Source organism: Leisingera coralii, from assembly GCF_049056525.1.
Taxonomy (GTDB): Bacteria; Pseudomonadota; Alphaproteobacteria; order Rhodobacterales; family Rhodobacteraceae; genus Leisingera; species Leisingera coralii.
This window is the reverse complement of record NZ_JBHUPT010000006.1, coordinates 52,269-74,320: the sequence shown is the minus strand read 5'-3', so window position 1 is coordinate 74,320 and position 22,052 is coordinate 52,269. Positions and strand designations below refer to the sequence as shown.

Below are 22,052 nucleotides of genomic sequence, written 5' to 3'. Positions count from 1 at the left end.
CCCCCCCCCCCCCCCCCCCCAACGCCGCCAAGGGGCTCTGGCCTCAGCCAGGGCACCTGCGGGGGCGGGAGTGTTTGGCTTGCTGCAAAGCCGCTCAGGGCTTGGGCTTGTCGTCCCACTCGTCGCTCAGGATACGGCGGGCGTCGCCTTCCGGGTCGTCATACTGGTTGCTGCGCACCGTGTAGATGAAGGCCGCAAGCCCCACCGCGCCGAGGATCAGTGAAATCGGGATCAGGTAGGTGAGGACGCTCATGGGGTCGGTTCCGTGATTGCAGGCCCGCCCTCAGCGCAGCCGCAGCGCGTTGAGGGAGACGGTAATGGAAGAGGTAGACATCGCCAGCGCCGCAATCAAGGGCGTCGCCAGGCCGGCCACCGCCAGCGGCACCGCGATCACGTTGTAGAGCGTGGCAATGCGGAAGTTCTCGCGGATCCGGCGGGTCGCCTTCTGCGCCACGCCGCAGGCCTCGGCTATGGGCTCAAGGTCCTGGCCCAAAAGCACGATGTCGGAGGCCACCCGCGCCGCATCCAGCGCCGAGGCCGGGGAGATGGACACATGCGCCGCCGCCAGGGCTGCGGTGTCGTTGAGGCCGTCACCGACCATCAGCACCTTCTTGCCCTGGTCCGCCAGCATCTGCACCCGGGCGGACTTGTCCGCAGGCAGCGCCTCGGCCACCCATTTGGCGATGCCCAGACGCCGGGCCAGATCCTCGACCGCGCCGGTGGTGTCGCCGGAGATCAGCAGCACGTCCTTGCCCGCCTCCTTCAGCGCCTGCACGGCTTCCGCCGCGCCGGGGCGCAAGGCATCGGTGAACAGGAAGGGTTTCGCCGCCCCTGCCCCGCTGTCGAGCCAGGCCGCCGTCTGGCTGCCCTGCTCAGCGCCGACCCAGGCCGCGCGGCCCAGGCGGACACGGACGCCACGGAACAGGCCTTCGGCGCCATAGCCTGGCACTTCGGTGATCTCCTCCACGCTGGCCGGTTTGACCCCGGCCTCCCGCGCGGCGCGGGACAGAGCCACCGACAGGGGGTGCGAGGAGCCCTCGGCCAGCGCCAGCGCAATCTCCAGATCCGCGCGGGCATGATCGCCCAGGTTGGTGACTTCCGGCGTACCCGCGGTCAGCGTGCCGGTCTTGTCGAACACCACGGTGTCCACCTCCGCCAGCCGCTCCAGCGCGGTGGCGTGCTTGATCAGCATGCCCTTCTTGAACAGCCGGCCCGAGGCGGCGGTGGTCACCGCGGGCACCGCAAGGCCCAGCGCGCAGGGGCAGGTGATGATCAGCACCGCGGCGGCGATGTTCAACGCCGTGCGGATGTCGAAGGTGTAGAGATACCAGCCCGCAAAAGCGAGCGCCGACAGAATGTGCACCCCCGGCGCATAGAGCTTGGCCGCACTGTCGGCGAGCGAGGTGTAGCGGGAGCGGCCAGACTCGGCGATGGCAACCAGATCGGTCATACGGTGCAGCGAGGTGTCCTCTCCCACCGCGGTGGCGCGGATGGTCAGCGGGCCGGTCAGGTTCACTTCCCCCGCGGAGACCGCCAGGCCCGGGGCGGCAAAGACCGGCAGCGTCTCGCCCGTCAGCAGCGAGCGGTCCAGTTCGGACTGGCCTGCAACGATTTCGCCATCCACCGGCATCCGCCCGCCGGGGCGCACCAGGATCAGGTCGCCGATGGCCAGATCCGCCACCGGCACCTCGCATTCATCCCCATCCAGCAGCCGGATCGCACGCGGCACCTCCAGCGCCGCCAGTTCCTCGGCCGCGGAGCGCGCCACGGCACGGGTGCGGTAATCCAGGTAGCGGCCCGCCAGCAGGAAGAAGGTCAGCGTCAGGGCGGCGTCGAAATAGGCGTGCTCGCCGGACAGGAAGGTCTCCCACAGCGAGGTCATCAGCGCCAGCACCAGCGCCAGCACGATCGGCACGTCCATGTTGAGCCGCTTGACCCGCAGGGCGGTCCAGGCATTGGCAAAGAACGGCTGGGCGGAGAAGATGATCGCCGGGAAGGTGATCGCGGCGGAAATCCAGTGGAACATGTCCCGGGTCGCGTCAGAGGCGCCGGACCAGACCGACACCGACAAGAGCATCACGTTCATTGAGGCAAAGCCGGCCACCGCCAGCCGCATCAGCAGGTCCCGCCCGGCCTTGTCGTTCTCAGTGGCCGCCAGCGCCGCGAGATCCAATTCATGCGCCTCGTAGCCGATGCCCTCCAGAACCGGGATCAAGTCGGCGGCGCGCACGTCCGGGTCTGCTTCGATCAGCGCCCGTTTCAGGGTCAGGTTGACCCGGGCCGAACGGATGCCGGGATGGGCGTTCAGCGCCCGCTCCACCGCCGAGATGCAGGCCTGGCAATGGATGCCTGGCAGCGACAGCGCCAGCCGCGCCTCGGTTGGCGCCTGGTCTGCACTGTCATGCGGGGCGGCGACGCAGGCCGGACAGGCCGCAAGCGAGGGGCGGAGCTGGGCGGTCATCGAAAAGCCTTTCCAACGGGCAGTTTGAAAGCGTTCCGCCCGGCGGCACGCCGGGCAGCCCCCGGCCGCCCCCCCGGGCGGGGGCTATACCCCCACCCGCGGCCGGGGTTGCCCTTAGCGAAATACTCCACCGTCATCCCAAACACTTTTACCCCCGTACATGCAGGATCACGCGCTGGGTGAACTCGGTGCCGTTTTTAGCCCGTGCCACCATGCGGATGTTCCAGTTGCCCGGGCCCAGATCGGCCGGCGCCACATAGGCCTGGCCGTCAAAGGTGAACTCCGGCTGCTGATCGTCCTGCACGTGGGTTGCCCGGCCCAGGGTGGCGCTCAGCTTGGCCACCTCCACCGGGTTGCCATCGGCATCGGTAATTTCCAGCTTGACCGTATCGCCCTGCGAGGACGCATAGACCGACCAGCCCAGCGCCTCCTGCGCGGACCGGCGCTGGTCGAATTCCTGGCTGGCGACATAGGAGTTCTTCACCTCCAGCCCCGGAAAGGTCTTCACCGCGTTCACCGCCAGGGCGATGTTCACCCCGATGATCACCGCAAAGGCGCTGCCGAACAGCATCAATGCGTGCTTGCCGGTAAATTCCCGCTCGCGCTTGGCCATGGTTCAGTTCCCCTTGCCGTTAAAGCTGGTGTCCTTGTGGGCGCGTTCCCCGTTTATCAGATCCTCGACCCAGATGCGAACCGGGGTGGTGTCGGCCTGTGACGGGGCCGCCCCCTTGGCGGAGACGATATAGACCCGCTGCAGGAGCGCCGTGTCGGCCGGCACGTTGACCGCATGATAAACCGTGCCTTCGAGCTGCAGCCGCATTGCCGGGTCGCCCTTGATCGACAGTTTGAACACCCGGTCCTCGCCGTGCTTGTTGCGCAGGCGCACGTCATAGGTGTTGCGGATCGAACCGTCGGACAGCGTCACATAAGTCGGGTTGCGCTCGGGCGCCACGGTCAGCTCGATGTCGGAGCGGATGAACAGGGCAAACAGCAGCCCCAGGCCAACCAGCGACCACAGGCTGGTGTACATGATGGTGCGCGGCCGCAGGATGTGTTTCCAGACGTTCTTGGGCGGCTGGCCTTCGCGTTCCAGCGTCTCGTCCGACAGCGCCATATAGTCGATCAGCCCGCGCGGCTTGCCGATCTTGGCCATCACGTCGTCGCAGGCGTCGATGCACAGCGCGCAGGTGATGCACTCCATCTGCTGGCCGTCGCGGATGTCGATGCCCATCGGGCAGACGTTGACGCAGGCCATGCAGTCGATGCAGTCGCCCTGCCCTTCGGCCACCTGGCCCTTTTTCAGCTTGCCGCGCGGCTCGCCCCGCCATTCGCGGTAGCCGACGGTCAGCGTGTCCTCATCCATCATCGCCGCCTGGATGCGCGGCCAGGGGCAGGCGTAGATGCAGATCTGCTCGCGCGCGAAACCGCCGAACAGGAAGGTGGTCGCGGTCAGCACCAGCATGGTGGAATAGGCGATCGGGTGCGCGTTCAGCGTCACCAGGTCATAGGCCAGCGTCGGCGCATCGGCGAAATAGAACACCCAGGCGCCGCCGGTGGCGAGGCCGATCAGGAACCAGGCTGTCCATTTGGTCACGCGCAGGCGGGCCTTGCGGAAATCCATCTTCTTTTGCCGGTGCAGGCGCAGCCGGGCATTGCGGTCGCCCTCGATCCAGCGCTCCACCAGGATGAAGAGGTCGGTCCAGACCGTCTGCGGGCAGGCATAGCCGCACCAGACCCGGCCCAGAGCAGAGGTGAACAGGAACAGCCCCAGCCCCGCCATGATCAAGAGGCCCGCGACAAAGTAGAATTCGTGCGGCCAGATCTCGATCCAGAAGAAATAGAAGCGGCGGTTTGCCAGATCCAGCAGCACCGCCTGATCCGGCAGCGACGGCCCGCGGTCCCAGCGGATCCAGGGGGTCAGGTAGTAGATCCCCAGCGTCACCGCCATGATGTACCATTTGAGGTTCCGGAAGGGTCCGGACACGCGCCGGGGGAAAATCGGTTCCCTGGCAGCGTACAGGCTTGGTGCGGGGTTGGAATCGCTCACGGACTCTCTCCGTCTTGTGGCTGTCTGGCGCCCTTGTCACAGATGCATAGTGCCAGAACTTTGACGTGGATCAAAAAGCGCATCACACAATCATGTTTTCGCGCCCGGCACAGCGCCTTGTGAAGGCAAAACGCCACCTATGCCTGCGCCCCGCAGGCCGCCAGAGGCAAGTTGCCGCAGCGCAGCGATTGCGGCAGGGCGCAGCTGCTTTCCGCCGCGGGAAAGCCGTTTCAGGCCGCCTGCCGTTCCCGCCTGAGCCAGGCGATGAACTTGCGCGCCTCCGGGCGCTGCACCCCCGGGCGGGCGGCGATGTGGTAGCCGCGGCCCTCGCCCTCGGTAAACAGCGCCAGCAGCCTGCCCTCTGCCAGATCCTCCTCGACAAAGGCGCGGACGCTGACCGCAACCCCCTGCCCGGCCTTCACCGCCTGCATCAGCAGGTTGCCCGGCAGCCGGGTGCGCGGGCCGCGCAGGCCTTCGCTGACGCCGCGCGACTGCAGCCAGTGGCTGGCCTCCGAGGTGCCCAGCTCCTCCAGCCACGGCAGATCCAGCAGATCCTCCGGCGCCGTCACGCTCCGCCCGTCAAGCAGCCCCGGTGCGGCAATCACCACCATCGGCGAGGCCAGCAGCTTTTCCGTTTCCAGCCCTGGCCAGTTGCCGTCGCCGTAGCGCAACGCAATGTCGATGCCGCCGGGCTTCAGCTCGACAAGGCCGCCGGAGGGGTCCAGGACCAGATCAATTCCGGGATGCTCCGCTTGGAACCCCGGCAGCCGCGGCATCAGCCAGTGGGCCGCAAACATCGGCGTGCAGGTGACATGCAGCGGCCGGGCGGCGCTGGAGCGGGACAGCTCCTGCACAGCCGTCTGGATTGCGCCAAAGCCCAGCTGCAGCGCCCGCGCCAGATGGGCCCCTTCCGAAGTCAGCGCCAGCGCCCGGCCGCTGCGGTCCAGCAGCGCCACGCCCAGATGCGCCTCCAGTGCCCTCAGCTGCTGGCTGATGGCAGCGTGGCTGACATTCAGCGCCGCGCCCGCCTGCACCACATTTCCGGCTTCTGCGAAGGCTGCGAAGGCCCGAAGTGATGCCAGCGGCGGCATGTGCAACCAGTCCATATGTAATTCCACCTTACACGTTGCGATTTTTCTTAACTCGCAGGAATCGCCCGTTCGCGCAAGGATCAGGGACAGACAGCAGGATAGGAGGCTAACCCATGCTGACCGATATCTACGCCCGCTCGATGCTGACCGCGACGCGCCAGGACTGCGTGAAATTGCGCGATCTGCCCGCCGCCAGACCGCTGCCCCGCGCCTATGAGGCACCGACGCTCCGCAAGGGGATGCTGAAGCGGCTGGCCGCCTGGCTGCGCCGCCGCCCGGCCAAGACGCGTTGCGTCCATCCGCAGAACATCTGAGCGTTTGATCCTGAAGAGAGAAAGAAAAAGCGCCGGTTTTCCAGGAAACGCGCGAACAGATCGGAAAACCGGCGCATGACCCGTTTGGCCTGCACGTCGGCCTTGCGGGATCTCATGCGGCCCGGGAGGGGGATGTTAGCCGGGCAGTAATCTCTTTCACCTGCGTGTTTAGCGCGGTTCGCCACGGTGCTGTTTGACACGGATCAAACAGGCGCAAAAATTTGCCCGGTTCCTGCAAAAAACTACACTCATTCCATGGCCAAGGGAGAGAACGGACAGGCAGACGCCGAGGACCGCGCTCCGCTGTCGGCGGCCGAGGTCGGTGCATTGGCGCATTTGTACCGCGGCGAGGTTTACCGCAGCGTGATGTGGCGCACCCGGCTGGACATCACCACCAACTGGGCGGTGGTGACGCTAGGCGTTGCGCTGTCGATTTCTTACTCCTCGCCTGAGGCCTCGCCGCTGCCGCTGATCCTGGTCGGCATCCTGATCATCTTCTTCCTGATGCTGGAGGCGCGGCGCTACCGGTTCTACAATGTCTTCCGCGCCCGTGCCCGCTGGCTGGAGAAGCATTTCTACGCGCCGATGCTGCATGACGGCGACCTGCATCTGGAGGAAAACTGGCAGAAGGTGCTGGCGCATGACTACAACCGGCCCGATTACCACATCAACCTGCTGCAATCGATCGGGCGGCGGATCAAGCGCAACTACCTGTGGGTGCTGCTGATCCAGTCGCTGGCCTATGCCGGCAAGATCGCGGTGCACCCGCGCCCCATCGAGTCCTTTGACCAGGCGCTGGAACGGGCGGAAATCGGGCCGCTGCCGGGCGGCGTGGTGATCGTGTTCGGTGTTCTCTATGTGGTGAGCTGGAGCTGCATTGCCGTCTGGAGCAGCCTCTACGACCAGCAGGGCCTGGGCATCCGCCCGCCGGCCGCGGGGCGCAAGCCCAAGACCCTGGCCGATTCGGCGGCGGCTCAGGCTGCCGGCCAGAGCCACCAGAGATAGGCCGCATAGCCTGCCAGCAGTACCGCGCCCTCGCGCCGGGACACCCGCAGGCCAGTCCAGGCCAGCGCCAGGAAGCCCAAAGTCACCAGCACCATCACCGGGTTGTCAAAGCCCGCGATCCGCTCCGGCACATCCGAGGGCGCAATCAGGGCGGTTGCGCCGCCGATGCCCAGGAGGTTGTAGATGTTGGAGCCGATGATGTTGCCGAACGCCATCTCACCCTGGCGGCGCAGCGCCGCAGCGACAGAGGTCGCCAGTTCGGGCGCGGAGGTGCCGACAGCAACAATTGTCAGGCCGATCACCGTTTCGGAAACCGCCATCGACCGCGCCAGCTCAACCGCGCCGTCCACCAGCAGGCCGCCGCCGCCGATCACCAGGGCAAGCCCGGCCAGCGCCGTGGCCAGCGGCCGCCACAGCGGCAGCCTGGCTGTGCTTTCGGGCACAATGGCCGGGTCGACGCCCTCAAGCGCGGCGGCCTTGTCATAGAGCGCGCCATGGTCTGCGGATGGCATCCGCTCCTGCCGGATGGTGAACCAGACATAGGCCGCCAGCGCCAGAACAAAGCTCAGACCTGCCAGCCGTGTCACCGGCACCGTTGCGGCGAGCGCTGCAAAGACCACCGTTGCCGCCAGCATGACGCCGCCGTCGCGCCGCAGTGCCGCCGATTGTACCGCCATCGGGGCAATCAGGGCAGAGGCGCCGGCGATCAGCAGGATATTGGCGATGTTGGAGCCGGTGATATTGCCATAGGCAATGCCCGGCGCCCCGGCCAGCGCCGCCCGCACCGAGGTCACCAGCTCCGGTGCCGAGGTGCCGAAACCGACCAGCGTCAGCCCGATCACCAGCGGCGACACCCCGAAGCGTTCCGCAACGCGCACTGCCCCGCGGACAAGGAACTCTCCGCCCAGGATCAGCAAAACAAGCCCGCCCAGAAGCGGCAGCCAGATATCGAACACGTTAGACCTTTCCGGGAATGCGCCCTTGCCTTTGCCAAGGGGCGCGCAGCCAACGCCTGTGCTGCCCCCTCACCCTTTTAAGCAGAGCAGAGTGGCCAGCAAGCGTCCAGCGCGGAAGTGAGTTTTCGCCTCCTGGTTTTCAAGAGGCCGCGGCGGTGATTTCTGCCGGGGCGGCTCCTTGCGGTCGGTGATATGGCCTGGCGCTCACCGCACGCAGACCGCCACGGGCTGCGCTGAGCCCGGAGCGGCCGTTTGATGGTGCCAGCCTGTGCGGTTTAGGACCCGGAAATCAGTGCTTTTTCCCGGTCCGGCGTATTGCGGCAAGGGTGACAGGCGGCCCGATGATCTCGAACACGACAGTGCTGGCAATCGTGAAGGCCATCAAGACAGATGCCCACTCTGGAAACTGCTCGCCCGCCACAAGCGCCATCCCGACGGCGACGCCCGCCTGGGGCAGCAATGCGGGACCGTACCATTTAGCTTCCTTTCTGGGCACTTCGGCCAGCTTCGCGCCGATAATGCCGCCGCCCAGCCGTCCCGCGATCCGGAGCAACAGAAACAGCAGGCCGGTCCATCCCGTCAGGCGCAGCACCTCGATTTCCAGCAACGCACCGGCGAGAAGGAAGAACAGGATCATGAAGGGCCACTGAATGTGCTCGATCTCGTGAAACGCGCGGTCATGGTGGCTCGCGAAATTGGCGATCACCGCACCGGCCGTCATTCCCGCAACCAGGAACGAGACCTCCAGCCAGAGCGCGAGGCCTGCGGTGAGGAAGACTATCCCTATCGCCTCGGCCTGCAACGGCTCGCCAGGCTTGAGGCGCCCGGTCAGGAATGCGGCGGGCGTCCCAATCGCGCAGCCGAGCGCAACGGCGCCGCCAAGTTCCCAGGATGCACCGGCGAAAATACCGCTCAAGCCATTCGACTGCTGGACCAGGACGATAACAATGCTGAAGACGATCAGGCCCCAAGCATCATCAATGGCCACAATGCCCTTGAGCGTGTCCGTAAACCCGTTTTTCGCCCCGGACTGGCGGATGACGTCTGTCATTGCCGCCGGGGCCGTTGCCGTCGCAATGGCACCAAGCAGCAACGCGAGGCCAACAGGCAGCCCTGCTGCTGCAAGGCCAAGACTGACGACAAGAAGCGTGCAGATCACGATCGACACCGAAATCGCGAAGATCGCCCGCCCATGCCGGGCAAGGTTCTTGCGTGTCAGTGATCCGCCCAGCAGAAAGGACACCATTGTAAGGGCGATGATTGAAAGCTCTTCAAACCACCGGGCGACCTCATTTGGGATCAGGTCCAGACCGGAACTGCCGGCCGCCAGCCCAAGGATCAGAAGCATGGTAACCCGCGGCAAACGCGTGACTTGCCCGAGCTGATCGGCTGCCAGCCCAGCCAGAAACAGCACACCAAGCGTTACAAGTAATCCAGGCAACTCCATCCTGCTCAAATTTTCCCGTGAAACAGTCCTGAGGCGACCCTAGCACGAGACCCGGGCCGAAGCTTCATGCCGATAACAGCCGGCCGCGATTTATCCTTTGTGCCGTGACCGGCATGTCCCGAACCGTTGCCGCAAGCATCAGCCGCGCTGCGGTTTTCGCCGGAACTCTCCAGGATTTCCCTCGCGGCTCCATGCCCGGGCAGCAGCTGGAACGGCCTCACCCGGCGGCCAGGACCATTCACAAAAAAGGGCCGCCCGCAGGCAGCCCTTTCGCTGTTCAGGAAACCCGGTCCGGCTTATTCGCCGCCGCCGAGCTGGTGGACATAGGCCGACACGGCGCGGATCTGCGCTTCGGTCAGGCGGGTGTTCCAGGCCGGCATCACGCCATAGCGCGAATTGCTCACGGTCTCGGTCAGGGTGGCGTAGTCGCCGCCATAGAGCCAGATCGCATCGGCCAGGTTCGGCGCGCCCTGCGCGCGGTCGCCGGTGCCGTCCTCGGCGTGGCAGGAGGCGCAGTTGTCGGCAAAGACAACAGAGCCGGCTTCGACCATGGAGGCGTCCTGCGGCTCGCCCGACAGGGACATCACGTAGTTGACCACCTGGCTGATCTCTTCCTTCTCAAGAAGCTCATCCCGGCCAAAGGCAGGCATCTCGGAATAGCGCGCTTCGTCGCTGTCCTCGTTGCGGATGCCGTGAGCCACGGTGGCGTGGATGTCCTCCACCGAGCCGCCCCAGAGCCAGTCGTCGTCCAGCAGGTTCGGGTAGCCCTTGGCGCCTGCCGCACCGGAGCCGTGGCACTGGGCGCACCAGGTCTTGAACACGGCGGAGCCTGCCGAAACAGCGTAGGAGTTCAGCTCAGGATCGCCCGCGATGGCGGTCAGCTCAGCCGCTTCCAGCTTGGCGTTGATCGGGGCGTTGGCTTCCTCCACCGACGCGATCTCGGCCGCCACGTCGCCGCGGGTCGACCAGCCCAGGATGCCTGCGGTGGCCGAGTTGACCAGCGGCCAGGCCGGATAGGCGATGGTGTAGAGAACACCCCAGATGATGGTGGCGTAGAAGGTCCACAGCCACCAGCGCGGCATCGGGTTGTCGAATTCCTCGATCCCGTCCCACTCATGGCCGGTGGTGTTCGGATCGCCCTCGAACTTTTTCGATTTCTTGCTCATGCCCTCGCCTCCTTAGTCGCGGCGGGTTTGTCGTCGCCCTTGCCGGGCGCAGGTGCATCAACGTGGCGGAACGGGATGTTTGCGGTATCCTCGTAGGCCTTGGTGCTGCCTGGGCGGAACGCCCAGACAATGATGCCGATGAAGACGGTGAACAGGAACAGCAGCATCCAGCTGTCTGCAAATTCCCTCAGGAGCGTATAGAGTTCCATCCTATCCTCCCTTACCGGCTTGCATCCGGGGTGAAGGTCGAGAAGTCGACCAGCGTGCCCAGCATCTGCAGATAGGCGATCAGCGCATCGGCCTCGGAGACACCCGGCTGGCCGTCGAAGTTGCGCACGTTGACCTTGTCGCCATAGCGCTCCAGCAGCCCGTCAAAGTCGCTGTCCGGATCCGCCTGGGCGCGGAAGTCGGCCTGTGCGGCCTCGACCATCTCCTCGCTGTAGGGCGTGCCCAGCATGGCGTTGGTGGCCATGATGTCGCCGATGTATTTGCCGTCGATCTTCTTCTCTTCGAGGAAGCCGTATTTCGGCATCACCGATTCCGGCACCACGGCCTGCGGGTCGCGCAGGTGGTCGACGTGCCACTCATCCGAGTAGCGGCCGCCCACCCGGGCCAGGTCCGGCCCGGTCCGCTTGGAGCCCCACTGGAACGGGCGGTCGTACATCGATTCCGCCGCCAGCGAGTAGTGGCCGTAGCGTTCGACCTCGTCGCGCATCGGACGGATCATCTGGCTGTGGCAGACATAGCAGCCTTCCCGGATGTAGACCTCGCGGCCCGCCAGTTCGAGCGGGGTGTAGGGACGCATGCCCTCCACCTCCTCGATGGTGTTTTCCAGGTAGAACAGCGGTGCGATTTGCACCAGTCCGCCGATGGTCACGACCAGGAAGCTGCAGATCAGCAGGAGGGTCGCGTTGGTCTCGAGGATCTTATGTTTGTCGAGAATTGCCATTGCTCCGGCCCTCCTTATTCAGCCGGGACCTGAACCGACAGGCTGGCCTCTTTGGCCGGGGCCCGGCGGACGGTCATCCACAGGTTGTAGCACATGATGATCGACCCCGCGAGGAACAGGACCCCGCCCAGACCGCGCACCACATACATCGGGAACTTCGCTGCGACGGTGTCGGCAAAGGAGTTCACCAGGAAGCCGTTGGCGTCCACTTCGCGCCACATCAGGCCTTCCATGATACCGGTCACCCACATCGACGCGGCGTAGAGCACGATGCCGATGGTGGCGAGCCAGAAGTGCCAGGACACCAGGCTGAGCGAGTACAGACGCTCACGCTTCCACAGCACCGGCACCAGGTAGTACAGCGCGCCAAAGGTGATCATGCCGTTCCAGCCGAGCGCGCCGGAATGCACGTGGCCGATGGTCCAGTCGGTGTAGTGGCTCAGCGAGTTCACTGCGCGGATCGACATCATCGGGCCTTCGAAGGTGGACATGCCGTAGAAGCCGACGGAGATCACCATCATCCGGATCACCGGGTCGGTGCGCAGCTTGTCCCAGGCGCCCGACAGGGTCATCAGGCCGTTGATCATGCCGCCCCAGCTGGGCATCCACAGGATCACCGAGAACACCATGCCGAGGGTCGAGGCCCAGTCCGGCAGCGCGGTGTAGTGCAGGTGGTGCGGACCGGCCCAGATGTACAGGAAGATCAGCGCCCAGAAGTGGATGATCGACAGCTTGTAGGAGAACACGGGACGCTCGGCCTGCTTCGGGATGAAGTAGTACATCATGCCCAGGAAGCCTGCGGTCAGGAAGAAGCCCACGGCGTTGTGCCCGTACCACCACTGCACCATCGCATCCTGCACGCCGGGCCAGACGATCACCGACTTGGAGCCCCAGATCGACACCGGAATGGTCGCGTTGTTGACCAGATGCAGCATGGCGACGGTGACGATGAACGACAGGTAGAACCAGTTCGCCACGTAGATGTGCGGCTCCTTGCGCTTGATGATGGTGCCCAAGAACACGGCCAGGTAGGCAACCCAAACGATGGTCAGCCACAGGTCAACGTACCATTCCGGCTCCGCGTATTCCTTGGACTGGGTGCCGCCCAGCAGATAGCCGGTTGCCGCCAGCACGATGAACAGCTGATAGCCCCAGAACACGAACCACGCGAGGTTGCCGCCCCACAGGCGCGCCGCGGAGGTCCGCTGCACCACATAGAAGGAGGTTGCGATCAGCGCGTTGCCGCCAAATGCAAAAATCACTGCAGACGTATGCAGCGGGCGCAGGCGGCCGAAATTGGCAAACCCTTGCGCCCAATCGAAATTCAGCGCCGGAAAGGCCAGCTGGAACGCAATGAAGGTCCCGGCCAGGAACCCGACCACGCCCCAAAAGGCGGTTGCAATTGCACCAGCGCGCACAACGCTGTCGAAATACTCATTTTCCAGACCAACAACTGCCTTTTTCGGCTCATTGGTGTGGCGCAAAGTATAGAGGAACAGGCCGCCAGCCACGATCATCACGATGACCGCATGCACCTGGTAAGCCAGATCCCGCGCGTAATTGGTACCGATCATCGCAAACAGCGTGACCAGACCAAGCGCTATCAGCTTGATATAGTTAGACATCTTGCGTCCCTTTGCCGTGCCCCCGCGAATCCTGCGGATACGGGGACGTTAATAGACCGCGCTCTTCTTGCAAAACGCGCCTCCCTCCTGCCTTGATCTGCATCAAGACATTTCCGGGCAACATGTGACACTTCTTCCCGTGCAGTGAAAACCCCCGCGCCGGGGCCATGGGGGCCCGCGGCGCTGAGACCCCGCCGGGAGGTGTCATGTCCTACAAGTCCTTGCTTACCGTTCTGACGGCTGCGGAAACCGCAGCGGCGCCTTTGGCGCAAATTGCGGCCCTGGCAGAGGAATTCGGCGCCCATGCCGATGCGCTCTGCCTCGGTGTCGACCGCACCCAGACAGGCTATTACTACGCTGGCGCCAATGCGATGGTGCTGCAGGAAACCCTGGCCCGCGCGCAGGAAGAGGCCGAAGCGGTCCAGGCCGGCGCCGAGGAGGCGCTGCAGCGGGCGGGCGTGCCCTTTGCCACCGACAGCGGCGTGGCCCAGATCGCCGATCTCGGCCGCCACGTGGCGCGCCATGCGCGGTTCTCCGACCTGGTGGTGCTGGGCAAGCCCTATGGCGCGGACAAGCGCGCCGAGGCCGAGCCGATCGTCGAATCGGCCCTGTTCGAAGGCCGCGCGCCGGTGCTGGTGGTGCCGGACAAGGGCGAGCCCCTGCGGCGGCCCAAGACCGTGCTGGTGGCCTGGAACGAAAGCCTCGAGGCGATGACCGCGATCCGCAAGTCGCTGCCGTTCCTGACCGGCGCCGAGCTGGTGCGTATTGCGGTGATCGACCCGCCGCAGCATGGGCCGGAGCGTTCGGATCCGGGCGGCATGCTGGCGCAGATGCTGTCCCGCCACGGCGTCACCTGCGAGATCGACGTGCTCAGCAAGACGCTGACCCGGGTATCGGACATCCTGAACCGCCATGCGGCGGATACCGCCGCCGACCTGATCGTGATGGGCGCCTACGGCCACTCCCGTTTCCGCGAGGCGATCCTCGGCGGCGCCACCCGCAACATGCTGGAACAGGCAGCGGTCCCGGTGCTGATGGCGCATTGATGCGCGCCGCAAGCTGATACTGATACAGACAAGAAAGGCGCCCCGCGGGGCGCCTTTTCTGTTCCGGGGCCTCGAGCGGCCTAGCTGGCCTTGCGGATCAGCCCGATCAGGAACAGCAGGATCACCGCGCCGATCGTCGCGTGGATCAGCGACCAGAAGAACCCTCCCCCTGCGGCAAAGCCCAGCGCCGGAAAGATCGTCCCGGCCAGAAAGGCGCCGACCACGCCGACGATGATATTGCCCAACAGGCCAAACCCGCGCCCCTGCATGATCTTGCCCGACAGCCACCCGGCCAGGGCTCCGATGATCAGCATCCCGATCACGCTTCCAAACTGCATTGCCGCCTCCGCTTTTGTGATGCGGCCAGTAGACCACAGTCCTCTTACCGGGTCACGCCCGGGGTTCGGGGCACCCGGGGAACGGATCTCTGCCAATCCGCGCAGAGGCTCTCCCGCCCGTCGTCCGCCCTTTCCTGGCAGAAGGGCTTCCTCCCGTTGGGCATGGCACCGCTGCGCGGTGCCGGGCCCAAGGCCGCCAGCGGGTCCGGCGCAGCCGGGCACGCGCGGGCGCGGGAGCTCCCCGCCCGGGCGGAAAGCCTGCCCTGCGTGCAGTTCAGCTCAACCCGCGGCATCGACGCAAAGCTGCGCCCGCTCAGAGGACGCAGCCCAGCCTTGATGCAGCTGGATCAGGCAATAAGTGGAATAGCCGCGCGCCTGGTCAGCCCAGGAAGCCGCCGTCGCTGTCGTCGCCGGCCTCTTCCATCAGGCGGCGCATGTCGGGCACGGTCACATGCCGCTTGCCCTCGAGCTCGATGATGCCGTCCTTCTTGAGCGCCGAGATCTGGCGGCTCACGGTTTCCAGCGTCAGGCCGAGGTAGTCGGCCATCGCCTCGCGGGTCAGCGGCAGGTCGAACACCATCCGGTTGGTGGCACCGCCCGGCGTCAGTGTTGCATCGCGGCGGGCGATGATGGCCAGGAGGCTCGCGATTTTCTCGCGCGCGGTCTTGCGGCCCAAAACCAGCATCCACTCCCGCGCCGCGTCCAGTTCGTCCAGCGTCATCTCCAGCAGCCGGTGTGCGATATGCGGAGTGCGCTCCATCAGTTCCTCGAACGGCTTCTTGCGGAAGCAGCACATCACCACATCGGTGGTTGCCGCCACATCGTAAGCCGCGCCTTCGCGGCCCGGGCGGCCGACAAAATCGCTGGGCAGCAGTAGTCCCACCATCTGGGTGCGCCCGTCCTCCATCGTCTGGGTCAGCGAGGCAATGCCCGAGACGACCGAGCCGACGAAATTCATCACGTCGCCCGACCAGATGATCGGCTGCCCCGCCTCATAGGTGCGGTAGTACTTGATGGCGTCCAGCTCCTCCAGTTCATCCGCATTGCAGCGTGCGCAGACGGCACGGTGGCGGATCGGGCAGTCCCCGCATCTGGACTGTGACAGGATAGGAGCGTTCATTTGGGGGTCCGGTTGATCTGGGTCAAGGCTTGGGCTCGCGCGCTCCCTTAACGGTAATGGAATGGATCAGAAAGCTCAATTGGCCAAACTCGGTTTGTTTGACGCCAAAGTGCCGCGCTATACCAGTTACCCGACAGCGCCGCATTTTGGCAAATCGACCGATTCCGCACGGTTTTCCAGTTGGATGTCCGGCATTCCCGCGGGCAACAGCATCTCCCTGTATGTGCATGTGCCATTCTGCCGCAGGTTGTGCTGGTTCTGCGCCTGCCGCACCCAGGGCACCCAGTCGGACGCGCCCGTGGCGGCCTATGTGGAGGTTCTGAAGGCGGAAATCGCCCTGCTCCGGCAGCAGCTGCCCGACGGCATCACCCTGTCGCGCCTGCATTGGGGCGGCGGCACCCCGACCCTGCTGAACGCGGAACAGATCCGGGATCTGGCGGCGGCGGTCACCGAAGCGTTGCCGCTGGCGCCCTATGCGGAGTTCTCGGTGGAGATCGACCCGAACGAGGTCGGCGACCGGCGCCTGGATGCGCTGGCCCAGGCGGGCATGAACCGCGCCTCTGTCGGGGTGCAGGATTTCGACAGCACCATCCAGCAGGCGATCGGCCGGATCCAGAGTTTCGAGACCACCAAGCAGGCCATCGACATGCTGCGGTCGCACGGGATCGGCAGCCTCAATGCCGATATCCTGTTCGGGCTGCCGCATCAGACCCCGGAGCGGATGACCGAAAGCGTGCAGAAGCTGTTGTCGCTCACACCCGATCGGGTGGCCGTCTATGGCTATGCCCATGTGCCCTGGATGGCCGGGCGGCAAAGCATGATCCGTTCCGACACGCTGCCGACGCCGGAGGCCCGGCTGGAGCTGTTCGAGACCGCCCGCCAGCTGTTCTTGTGGGATGGCTACCGGGAGATCGGCATCGACCATTTCGCGCGGCCCGAAGACGGGCTGGCCATTGCCCAGCGCAGCGGCCGGCTGCGGCGCAACTTCCAGGGCTACACCGACGATCCGGCCGACGTGCTGATCGGCATCGGCGCCTCCGCCATTTCGCGGTTCCCGCAAGGCTACGCCCAGAACGCCCCCGGCACGTCGGACTACATCCGCGCCATCCGCGCAGGCCGGTTTGCCACCGCCCGCGGCCATGCGTTCCAGGGCGAGGACCTGCTGCGGGCGCGGCTGATCGAGGCGCTGATGTGCGACTTCCGGATCTGCCGCCAGGAGATCCTGTCCCGCTTCGATGTCTCTCCGGCCCGGCTCGAAGCCCTGCTGCGCGGCACCGCGGCAGCCTTCCCGGGGATGCTGGAGCTGTCGCCCGCGGGTCTGGAGATCAGGCAGGAGGCTCGGCCGCTGACCCGGATGATTGCCCGCAGCCTTGACGCCTATGAGCTGAGCAAGGCCGGGCATAGCCCTGCGATCTGACTGCCCGGCCAGCGGGACTTATCGAAATCGATAGGTGGCAAAGGCTTCCCGCCGCCTGCACAGTGAAACTGTTCTTCGGGCTTCCCCATCGCCGCGCAGAAAGGGCTTCTCCGCGTCTGCGGGCTTTGTTCCTCCCGAAGCACCCGCAGGGCTGCAGCTGTACTCAAGTTGCGGTCCGCCGTACCGGGTGGTCTCCACCCGCCTGGCCCTGGGGCACAGGACGGCACCCGCTTTTCAGCACCAGATCATTGAAGCCGAGGCCGGGATCCCCATTCCCGGCCTCTTTCAGAAGTCCAGCAGCCCCGCCTTGACAGCAATGGCGAGCGCCTCCTCACGCGTCTTGGCGCCCAGCTTCTTCCGGGCGGACAGCAAGGTCTTGCGGACGGTGACCTCGGCGATGCCCAGCTCATGTGCAATACGGGTATTCAAGTAGCCCGCCGCCAGCAAAGCCAGAACCTGCTTCTCCCGGCCTGACAAAGCTTTCCCGGCCCCCTGGCCGGACAGGTCGAGATCTTCCTCTCCCTTGCCCGGCGCGGTGATAAATGCGGCGACAGCCGTTCCCGCCTGCCGGATCTTCGCGAACTGCTCCTCGGTGAATTCCGACGCCTTTTCGCCGGCGCAGAATACCACTGTCTTGCTGGTGTCCGGACTGGCCCCTGCAAACCGCATGGCATACCCCAGCGTGTATCCCATATCCCAGGTTGTCCAATTGAAGTCCAAATGCCGCTGGCTTGGCGCCGTGGCGCGTTCCAAAGTGCCCGTTATGTGCAGGGACGGGTACAAAGGCTGGCCGATTTCAGCAACAAACTGATCCACTTCGTAGAATTTCTGCCTTGAATACTCGGTCAGGAATTCGCTGGTCATGCTGCTTCTCATCCAAAGAAGCCTGCAGGTTTTGATTTCAACCTCAGCCACGTTCAGGGCGGTGGCGCCAAGCGAGGCCATGACCTCGTTTGCAACACGCCACCGGTCAGCGCTGGTCCGTGCCGACATGAATCTTTCGTAAAGATCCATTCCACTTTTCTGCATGGCGGTATTTTCGCATAATTTTGCGGTATTTTAAACTTATTAAAAATTATGCACCCTATGCGCGCACTCAAAACAGTGAAAATACACGCAACCCCAAGGGCTTATCCAGCGGCGGCCAAAAGCCTTCTGGTATAGTCCTGTTGCGGATTGCGGAACAGGGCATCGGCGGGCCCCGCTTCGACCACATCGCCCTGGTTCATCACCAGCACATTGTGCGACATCGCCCGCACCACATTCAGGTCGTGGCTGATGAACAGATAGGCCAGCCCGTAGCGCGCCTGCAGGTCGCGCAGCAGCTCGACGATCTGCACCTGCACTGTCATGTCCAGCGCCGAGGTCGGCTCGTCCAGCACCACCAGCCTGGGCCGCAGCACCATGGCGCGGGCAATGGCGATGCGCTGGCGCTGGCCGCCGGAGAACTCATGCGGGTAGCGGTCCATTGCCGCCGGGTCCAGCCCCACCTCGCGCATGACCTCGGCCACCAGCTCGCGGGTGTCGCGGTGCCGGTCCACCTTGTGGATCGCCAGCCCCTCCGCGATGATCTGGGCGCAGGTCATCCGCGGGCTGAGCGAGCCGAAGGGATCCTGGAACACGATCTGCATGTCCTTGCGCAAGCGGCGCAGGTCGCGGGTCGACCATTTGCGCAGGTCCTGACCCTGGAAATTGACCGCGCCTTCCGACGCAATCAGCCGCATGATCGCCAGTGCCAGCGTGGTCTTGCCGGAGCCGCTCTCGCCGACGATGCCCAGCGTCTCGCCTTCCCGGACCGAGACCGTCACCGGGTTCACCGCCTTCACGTGCCCCACGGTGCGTTTCAGCAGCCCCCGCTGGATCGGAAACCAGACCTTGAGATCGCGGGTGGCAACCAGCTCCGCGGCGCCTTGCGGCACTGGCGGCGGGGTGCCGGAGGGCTCTGCCGCCAGCAGTTTCTGCGTATAGGGATGCTGCGGATTGGCAAAGATCTCCGCCGCCGGGCCTTCCTCGACAATCTCGCCGTCCTTCATCACGCAGACCCGGTCGGCGATGCGGCGCACGATGCCAAGGTCATGGGTGATGAACAACAGCCCCATGCCCTCGCTTTCCTTCAGCTCCGCCAGGAGGTCGAGGATCTGCGCCTGGATGGTCACATCCAGCGCGGTGGTCGGCTCGTCGGCAATCAGGATGTCCGGCTTGTTGGCCAGCGCCATCGCGATCATCACCCGCTGCCGCTGCCCGCCCGACAGCTGGTGCGGATAGGCGCTGAGCCGGTTTTCCGCATCGCGGATGCCGACCTTCTCCATCAGCTCCAGAATGCGCGCCCGCGCCGCCTTGCCGGTCAGACCCTGGTGCAGCGCCAGCGATTCCTCCAGCTGCCGTTCGATGGTGTGCAGCGGATTGAGCGAGGTCATCGGCTCCTGGAAGATGAAGCTGATGTCATTGCCGCGCACCTGCATCAGGTGCTTCTCATCGGCGCCGACCATTTCGGTGCCGTCATAGGTGACGGAGCCCTCGACCATCGCGCTGTCGCCCAGCAGCGACACGGTAGACAGCGCCGAGACCGATTTGCCGGAGCCCGATTCACCTACCAGCGCCACGGTCTCGCCGCGGTCCACCGAGAAGGAGACGCCGCGCACGGCCCGGGTGATCTTGCCGTCCTGCTGGAAGGAGACGCGGAGGTTCTGGACGTTCAGGAGGGGGGAGGAGTTCGTGGTCATTAGAATGCCCAAAAGTATGCAGTCGTTTCGAAGAAAGTCCCCCGGGGTGCGCAGCAGCCCGGATCGCCCCCGACCCGCCCCCCAGGGCGGGGGCGATTTGCCCCCACCCTCGGGCCGGGGGCGATCCTAGTGGAACGCACACTCATGAAAACGTCTTCCTCGGATCAAAGGCATCGCGCACGCCTTCAAAGATGAAGACCAGCAGCGACAGCATGATGGCGAAGGTGAAGAAGGCGGTGAAGGCCAGCCAGGGCGCCTCCAGGTTCTGCTTGGCCTGAAGCGTCAGCTCGCCCAGAGACGGCGCCGAGGACGGCAGGCCGAAGCCGAGGAAATCCAATCCCGCCAGCGCCGAGATGGTGCCGGTCACGATGAAGGGCAGCATGGTCAGCGTCGCCACCATCGCATTGGGCAGCATGTGGCGGAACATGATGGTCGTGTTGCCGACCCCCAGCGCCTTGGCGGCGCGGACGTATTCCAGATTGCGGGCGCGCAGGAACTCGGCCCTGACCACGCCAACCAGCGCGGTCCAGCCGAACAGCACCATCAGGAACACCAAGAGCCAGAAACTGCGCCCCAGGATCGCAAACATGATGATGATCACGTAAAGCGTCGGAGTGGAGCTCCAGATCTCGATGATGCGCTGGAACACCAGGTCCAGCCAGCCGCCGAAATAGCCCTGCACCGCCCCCGCCAGGATGCCCAGCACCGTGGCGGCGCCGGTCACGATCAGGGTGAACAGGATCGACAGGCGGAAACCGTGGATCACCCGCGCCAGCACGTCGCGCTTGGTGTCGTCGGTGCCCAAGAGGTTCTGGCCGTTGGGCGGCAGCGGCGCCGCGCCCGGGCGGTCGACGGTGGTGTTGTAGCTGTAGGGGATCGGCGGCCAGAGGGTCCAGCCCTTCTCAAACCCCTCCGCGGCATAGGTGCCTGCAGAGATCTCCTCTAGGATCGCCTCAGGCTCGTCAAAACAGTCCTCGACCCCGCCGGAGCGGATCAGGCATTCGACCTCAGGATCGCTGTAGATCGCCTCGGTACGGAAGTCGCCGCCGAACTGGGTCTCCGGGTAGAACTTGAACACAGGCGTGTAGAGCTCGCCGCGGTAGCTCACCAGGATCGGCTTGTCGTTGGCGATGAACTCGGCAAACAGCGACAGCGTGAACAGCACGGTAAAGATGATCAGCGACCAGAAGGCGCGCTTGTTCTTGCGGAAATTGTTCCAGCGGCGCTGGTTCAGGGGGGAGAGTGCCATGGCTCAGCCCTCCCGCTTTTCAAAGTCGATGCGCGGATCGACCAACACGTACATCAGGTCGGAAATGATGCCGACCACCAGGCTCATCAGGCCGAAGATGAACAGTGTGCCGAAGATCACCGGGTAATCGCGCGCCACCGCCGCCTCGAACCCCAGCCGGCCGAGGCCGTCGAGCGAGAAGATTGTCTCGATGATCAGCGAGCCGGAAAAGAAGATGCCGATGAAGACCGACGGGAAGCCCGCGATCACGATCAGCATCGCGTTGCGGAACACATGGCCATAGAGCACCCGGTTCTCGCTGAGGCCCTTGGCGCGGGCGGTCATCACGTAATGCTTCTTGATCTCGTCCAGGAAGGAGTTCTTGGTCAGCAGCGTCAGCGTCGCAAAGGCGCCAATGGTCGAGGCCAGCACCGGCAGCGCGATGTGCCAGAAGTAATCGCCGATCTTGCCCAAAAGGCTCAGCTGTTCCCAATTGTCCGAGGTCAGCCCGCGCAGCGGGAAGATCTGCCAGTAGGAGCCGCCGGCAAACAGCACCAGCAGCATGATGGCAAACAGGAAGGACGGGATCGCATAGGCCGCGATGATCACGCCGCTGGTCCAGGTATCGAACCGCGACCCATCCCCCAGCGCCTTGCGGATGCCCATCGGGATCGAGATCAGATAGGCGATCACCGTCGACCACAGGCCCAGCGAGATCGACACCGGCATCTTCTCCAGCACCAGGTCGGTCACCTCGATCTTGCGGAAATAGCTCTCACCGAAATCGAATTGCACATAGTTCCACAGCATCGTCAGGAACCGCTCCAAGGGCGGCTTGTCGAGGCCGAACTGCTGTTCCAGCTCCTTGATCAGCTCCGGCGGCAGGCCCTGGCGGCCGGCATAGTTCTCATTGGCGCTGATCGCCTCGGTGCCGGTGTCGCCGCCGCCGCCGGCAAAGCCCTCGAACACGTCGCCGCCGCCTTCCAGCTGGGCAATGATCTGTTCCACGGGGCCGCCCGGCACAAACTGCACCAGGGCAAAGTTCACCAGCAGGATCCCGAACAGCGTCGGGATCACCAGAAGCAGGCGTCGGAGGATATAGGCTGCCATGTGCTTGTC

General features: G+C 65.0%; 21 protein-coding genes. 4 read left to right on the top strand and 17 right to left on the bottom strand.

The window, feature by feature from the left end; translation table 11 throughout:
- Positions 1–94: 94 nt before the first annotated feature.
- The 5 genes from ccoS to ACFMBG_RS03005 form a co-directional block, all read right to left on the bottom strand.
- The gene (gene ccoS, locus ACFMBG_RS03025; protein ID WP_027235212.1) at positions 95–253 is read right to left on the bottom strand and encodes a cbb3-type cytochrome oxidase assembly protein CcoS; all 159 of its coding nucleotides are present in this window, start codon (positions 251–253) and stop codon (positions 95–97) included.
- Positions 254–283: 30 nt separating this feature from the next.
- A complete protein-coding gene (locus ACFMBG_RS03020) occupies positions 284–2,461 on the bottom strand; it encodes a heavy metal translocating P-type ATPase (RefSeq protein WP_421053251.1) in 2,178 nt (725 codons plus the stop codon).
- A gap of 148 nt (positions 2,462–2,609) precedes the next feature.
- Positions 2,610–3,074: a FixH family protein gene (locus tag ACFMBG_RS03015; protein ID WP_421053250.1), complete on the bottom strand. Its 465-nt coding sequence runs from the start codon at positions 3,072–3,074 to the stop codon at positions 2,610–2,612.
- A 3-nt stretch (positions 3,075–3,077) separates the two neighbouring features.
- Positions 3,078–4,508, bottom strand: coding sequence for a cytochrome c oxidase accessory protein CcoG (gene ccoG / locus ACFMBG_RS03010; RefSeq protein ID WP_421053249.1), 1,431 nt, complete (start codon positions 4,506–4,508; stop codon positions 3,078–3,080).
- Between the two features lie 230 nt (positions 4,509–4,738).
- Positions 4,739–5,614, bottom strand: coding sequence for a LysR family transcriptional regulator (locus tag ACFMBG_RS03005; RefSeq protein WP_421053248.1), 876 nt, complete (start codon positions 5,612–5,614; stop codon positions 4,739–4,741).
- Between the two features lie 98 nt (positions 5,615–5,712).
- Here ACFMBG_RS03005 and ACFMBG_RS03000 point away from each other — a divergent pair, with 98 nt between their 5' ends.
- On the top strand, positions 5,713–5,913 hold the full coding sequence (locus ACFMBG_RS03000; protein WP_421053247.1) for a hypothetical protein: 201 nt from the start codon (positions 5,713–5,715) through the stop codon (positions 5,911–5,913).
- Between the two features lie 255 nt (positions 5,914–6,168).
- The gene (locus tag ACFMBG_RS02995) at positions 6,169–6,918 is read left to right on the top strand and encodes a DUF2270 domain-containing protein (protein WP_421053246.1); all 750 of its coding nucleotides are present in this window, start codon (positions 6,169–6,171) and stop codon (positions 6,916–6,918) included.
- Here ACFMBG_RS02995 and ACFMBG_RS02990 read toward each other — a convergent pair.
- The 6 genes from ACFMBG_RS02990 to ccoN all read right to left on the bottom strand — a co-directional run bounded on the left by ACFMBG_RS02990 (position 6,888) and on the right by ccoN (position 13,061).
- Complete coding sequence (locus ACFMBG_RS02990; RefSeq protein ID WP_421053245.1) at positions 6,888–7,874, bottom strand: calcium/sodium antiporter; 987 nt, start codon at positions 7,872–7,874, stop codon at positions 6,888–6,890. The genes ACFMBG_RS02995 and ACFMBG_RS02990 overlap by 31 nt on opposite strands.
- 289 nt (positions 7,875–8,163) lie before the next feature.
- On the bottom strand, positions 8,164–9,288 hold the full coding sequence (locus ACFMBG_RS02985) for a cation:proton antiporter (protein WP_421053244.1): 1,125 nt from the start codon (positions 9,286–9,288) through the stop codon (positions 8,164–8,166).
- 329 nt (positions 9,289–9,617) lie between these two features.
- On the bottom strand, positions 9,618–10,487 hold the full coding sequence (gene ccoP, locus ACFMBG_RS02980) for a cytochrome-c oxidase, cbb3-type subunit III (protein WP_421053243.1): 870 nt from the start codon (positions 10,485–10,487) through the stop codon (positions 9,618–9,620).
- Positions 10,484–10,696 carry a cbb3-type cytochrome c oxidase subunit 3 gene (locus ACFMBG_RS02975; protein WP_421053242.1) on the bottom strand — a complete coding sequence of 71 codons (213 nt, stop codon included), beginning with the start codon at positions 10,694–10,696 and terminating at the stop codon, positions 10,484–10,486. The genes ccoP and ACFMBG_RS02975 overlap by 4 nt, the downstream gene beginning before the upstream one ends.
- 11 nt (positions 10,697–10,707) lie before the next feature.
- Complete coding sequence (gene ccoO / locus ACFMBG_RS02970; protein ID WP_421053241.1) at positions 10,708–11,436, bottom strand: cytochrome-c oxidase, cbb3-type subunit II; 729 nt, start codon at positions 11,434–11,436, stop codon at positions 10,708–10,710.
- Between the two features lie 14 nt (positions 11,437–11,450).
- Positions 11,451–13,061 (bottom strand): cytochrome-c oxidase, cbb3-type subunit I, encoded by a 1,611-nt coding sequence (gene ccoN, locus ACFMBG_RS02965; RefSeq protein WP_421053240.1) that lies wholly within the window; start codon positions 13,059–13,061, stop codon positions 11,451–11,453.
- Between the two features lie 206 nt (positions 13,062–13,267).
- Between ccoN and ACFMBG_RS02960 the strand changes: the two genes are divergently transcribed.
- A complete protein-coding gene (locus tag ACFMBG_RS02960; RefSeq protein ID WP_421053239.1) occupies positions 13,268–14,107 on the top strand; it encodes a universal stress protein in 840 nt (279 codons plus the stop codon).
- A gap of 80 nt (positions 14,108–14,187) precedes the next feature.
- Here the strand turns inward: ACFMBG_RS02960 and ACFMBG_RS02955 are convergent, their stop codons facing one another.
- Positions 14,188–14,445 carry a GlsB/YeaQ/YmgE family stress response membrane protein gene (locus ACFMBG_RS02955; protein WP_421053238.1) on the bottom strand — a complete coding sequence of 86 codons (258 nt, stop codon included), beginning with the start codon at positions 14,443–14,445 and terminating at the stop codon, positions 14,188–14,190.
- A gap of 379 nt (positions 14,446–14,824) precedes the next feature.
- On the bottom strand, positions 14,825–15,565 hold the full coding sequence (fnrL, locus tag ACFMBG_RS02950) for a transcriptional regulator FnrL (protein WP_058285088.1): 741 nt from the start codon (positions 15,563–15,565) through the stop codon (positions 14,825–14,827).
- Positions 15,566–15,626: 61 nt separating this feature from the next.
- On the opposite strand from fnrL, the gene hemN reads away from it, so the two are divergent.
- Positions 15,627–16,982: an oxygen-independent coproporphyrinogen III oxidase gene (gene hemN, locus ACFMBG_RS02945; RefSeq protein WP_421053237.1), complete on the top strand. Its 1,356-nt coding sequence runs from the start codon at positions 15,627–15,629 to the stop codon at positions 16,980–16,982.
- Between the two features lie 285 nt (positions 16,983–17,267).
- Here the strand turns inward: hemN and ACFMBG_RS02940 are convergent, their stop codons facing one another.
- From ACFMBG_RS02940 to ACFMBG_RS02925, 4 genes are all read right to left on the bottom strand, one after another.
- On the bottom strand, positions 17,268–17,996 hold the full coding sequence (locus ACFMBG_RS02940; RefSeq protein ID WP_421053236.1) for a response regulator transcription factor: 729 nt from the start codon (positions 17,994–17,996) through the stop codon (positions 17,268–17,270).
- A 116-nt stretch (positions 17,997–18,112) separates the two neighbouring features.
- Entirely contained in the window at positions 18,113–19,705 is a 1,593-nt protein-coding gene (locus ACFMBG_RS02935) for an ABC transporter ATP-binding protein (RefSeq protein WP_421053235.1), read from the bottom strand.
- 142 nt (positions 19,706–19,847) lie between these two features.
- Entirely contained in the window at positions 19,848–20,954 is a 1,107-nt protein-coding gene (locus tag ACFMBG_RS02930; RefSeq protein WP_421053234.1) for an ABC transporter permease, read from the bottom strand.
- A gap of 3 nt (positions 20,955–20,957) precedes the next feature.
- Positions 20,958–22,043, bottom strand: a complete 1,086-nt coding sequence (locus tag ACFMBG_RS02925) for a microcin C ABC transporter permease YejB (RefSeq protein ID WP_421053233.1) — start codon at positions 22,041–22,043, stop codon at positions 20,958–20,960.
- Positions 22,044–22,052 lie beyond the last annotated feature (9 nt).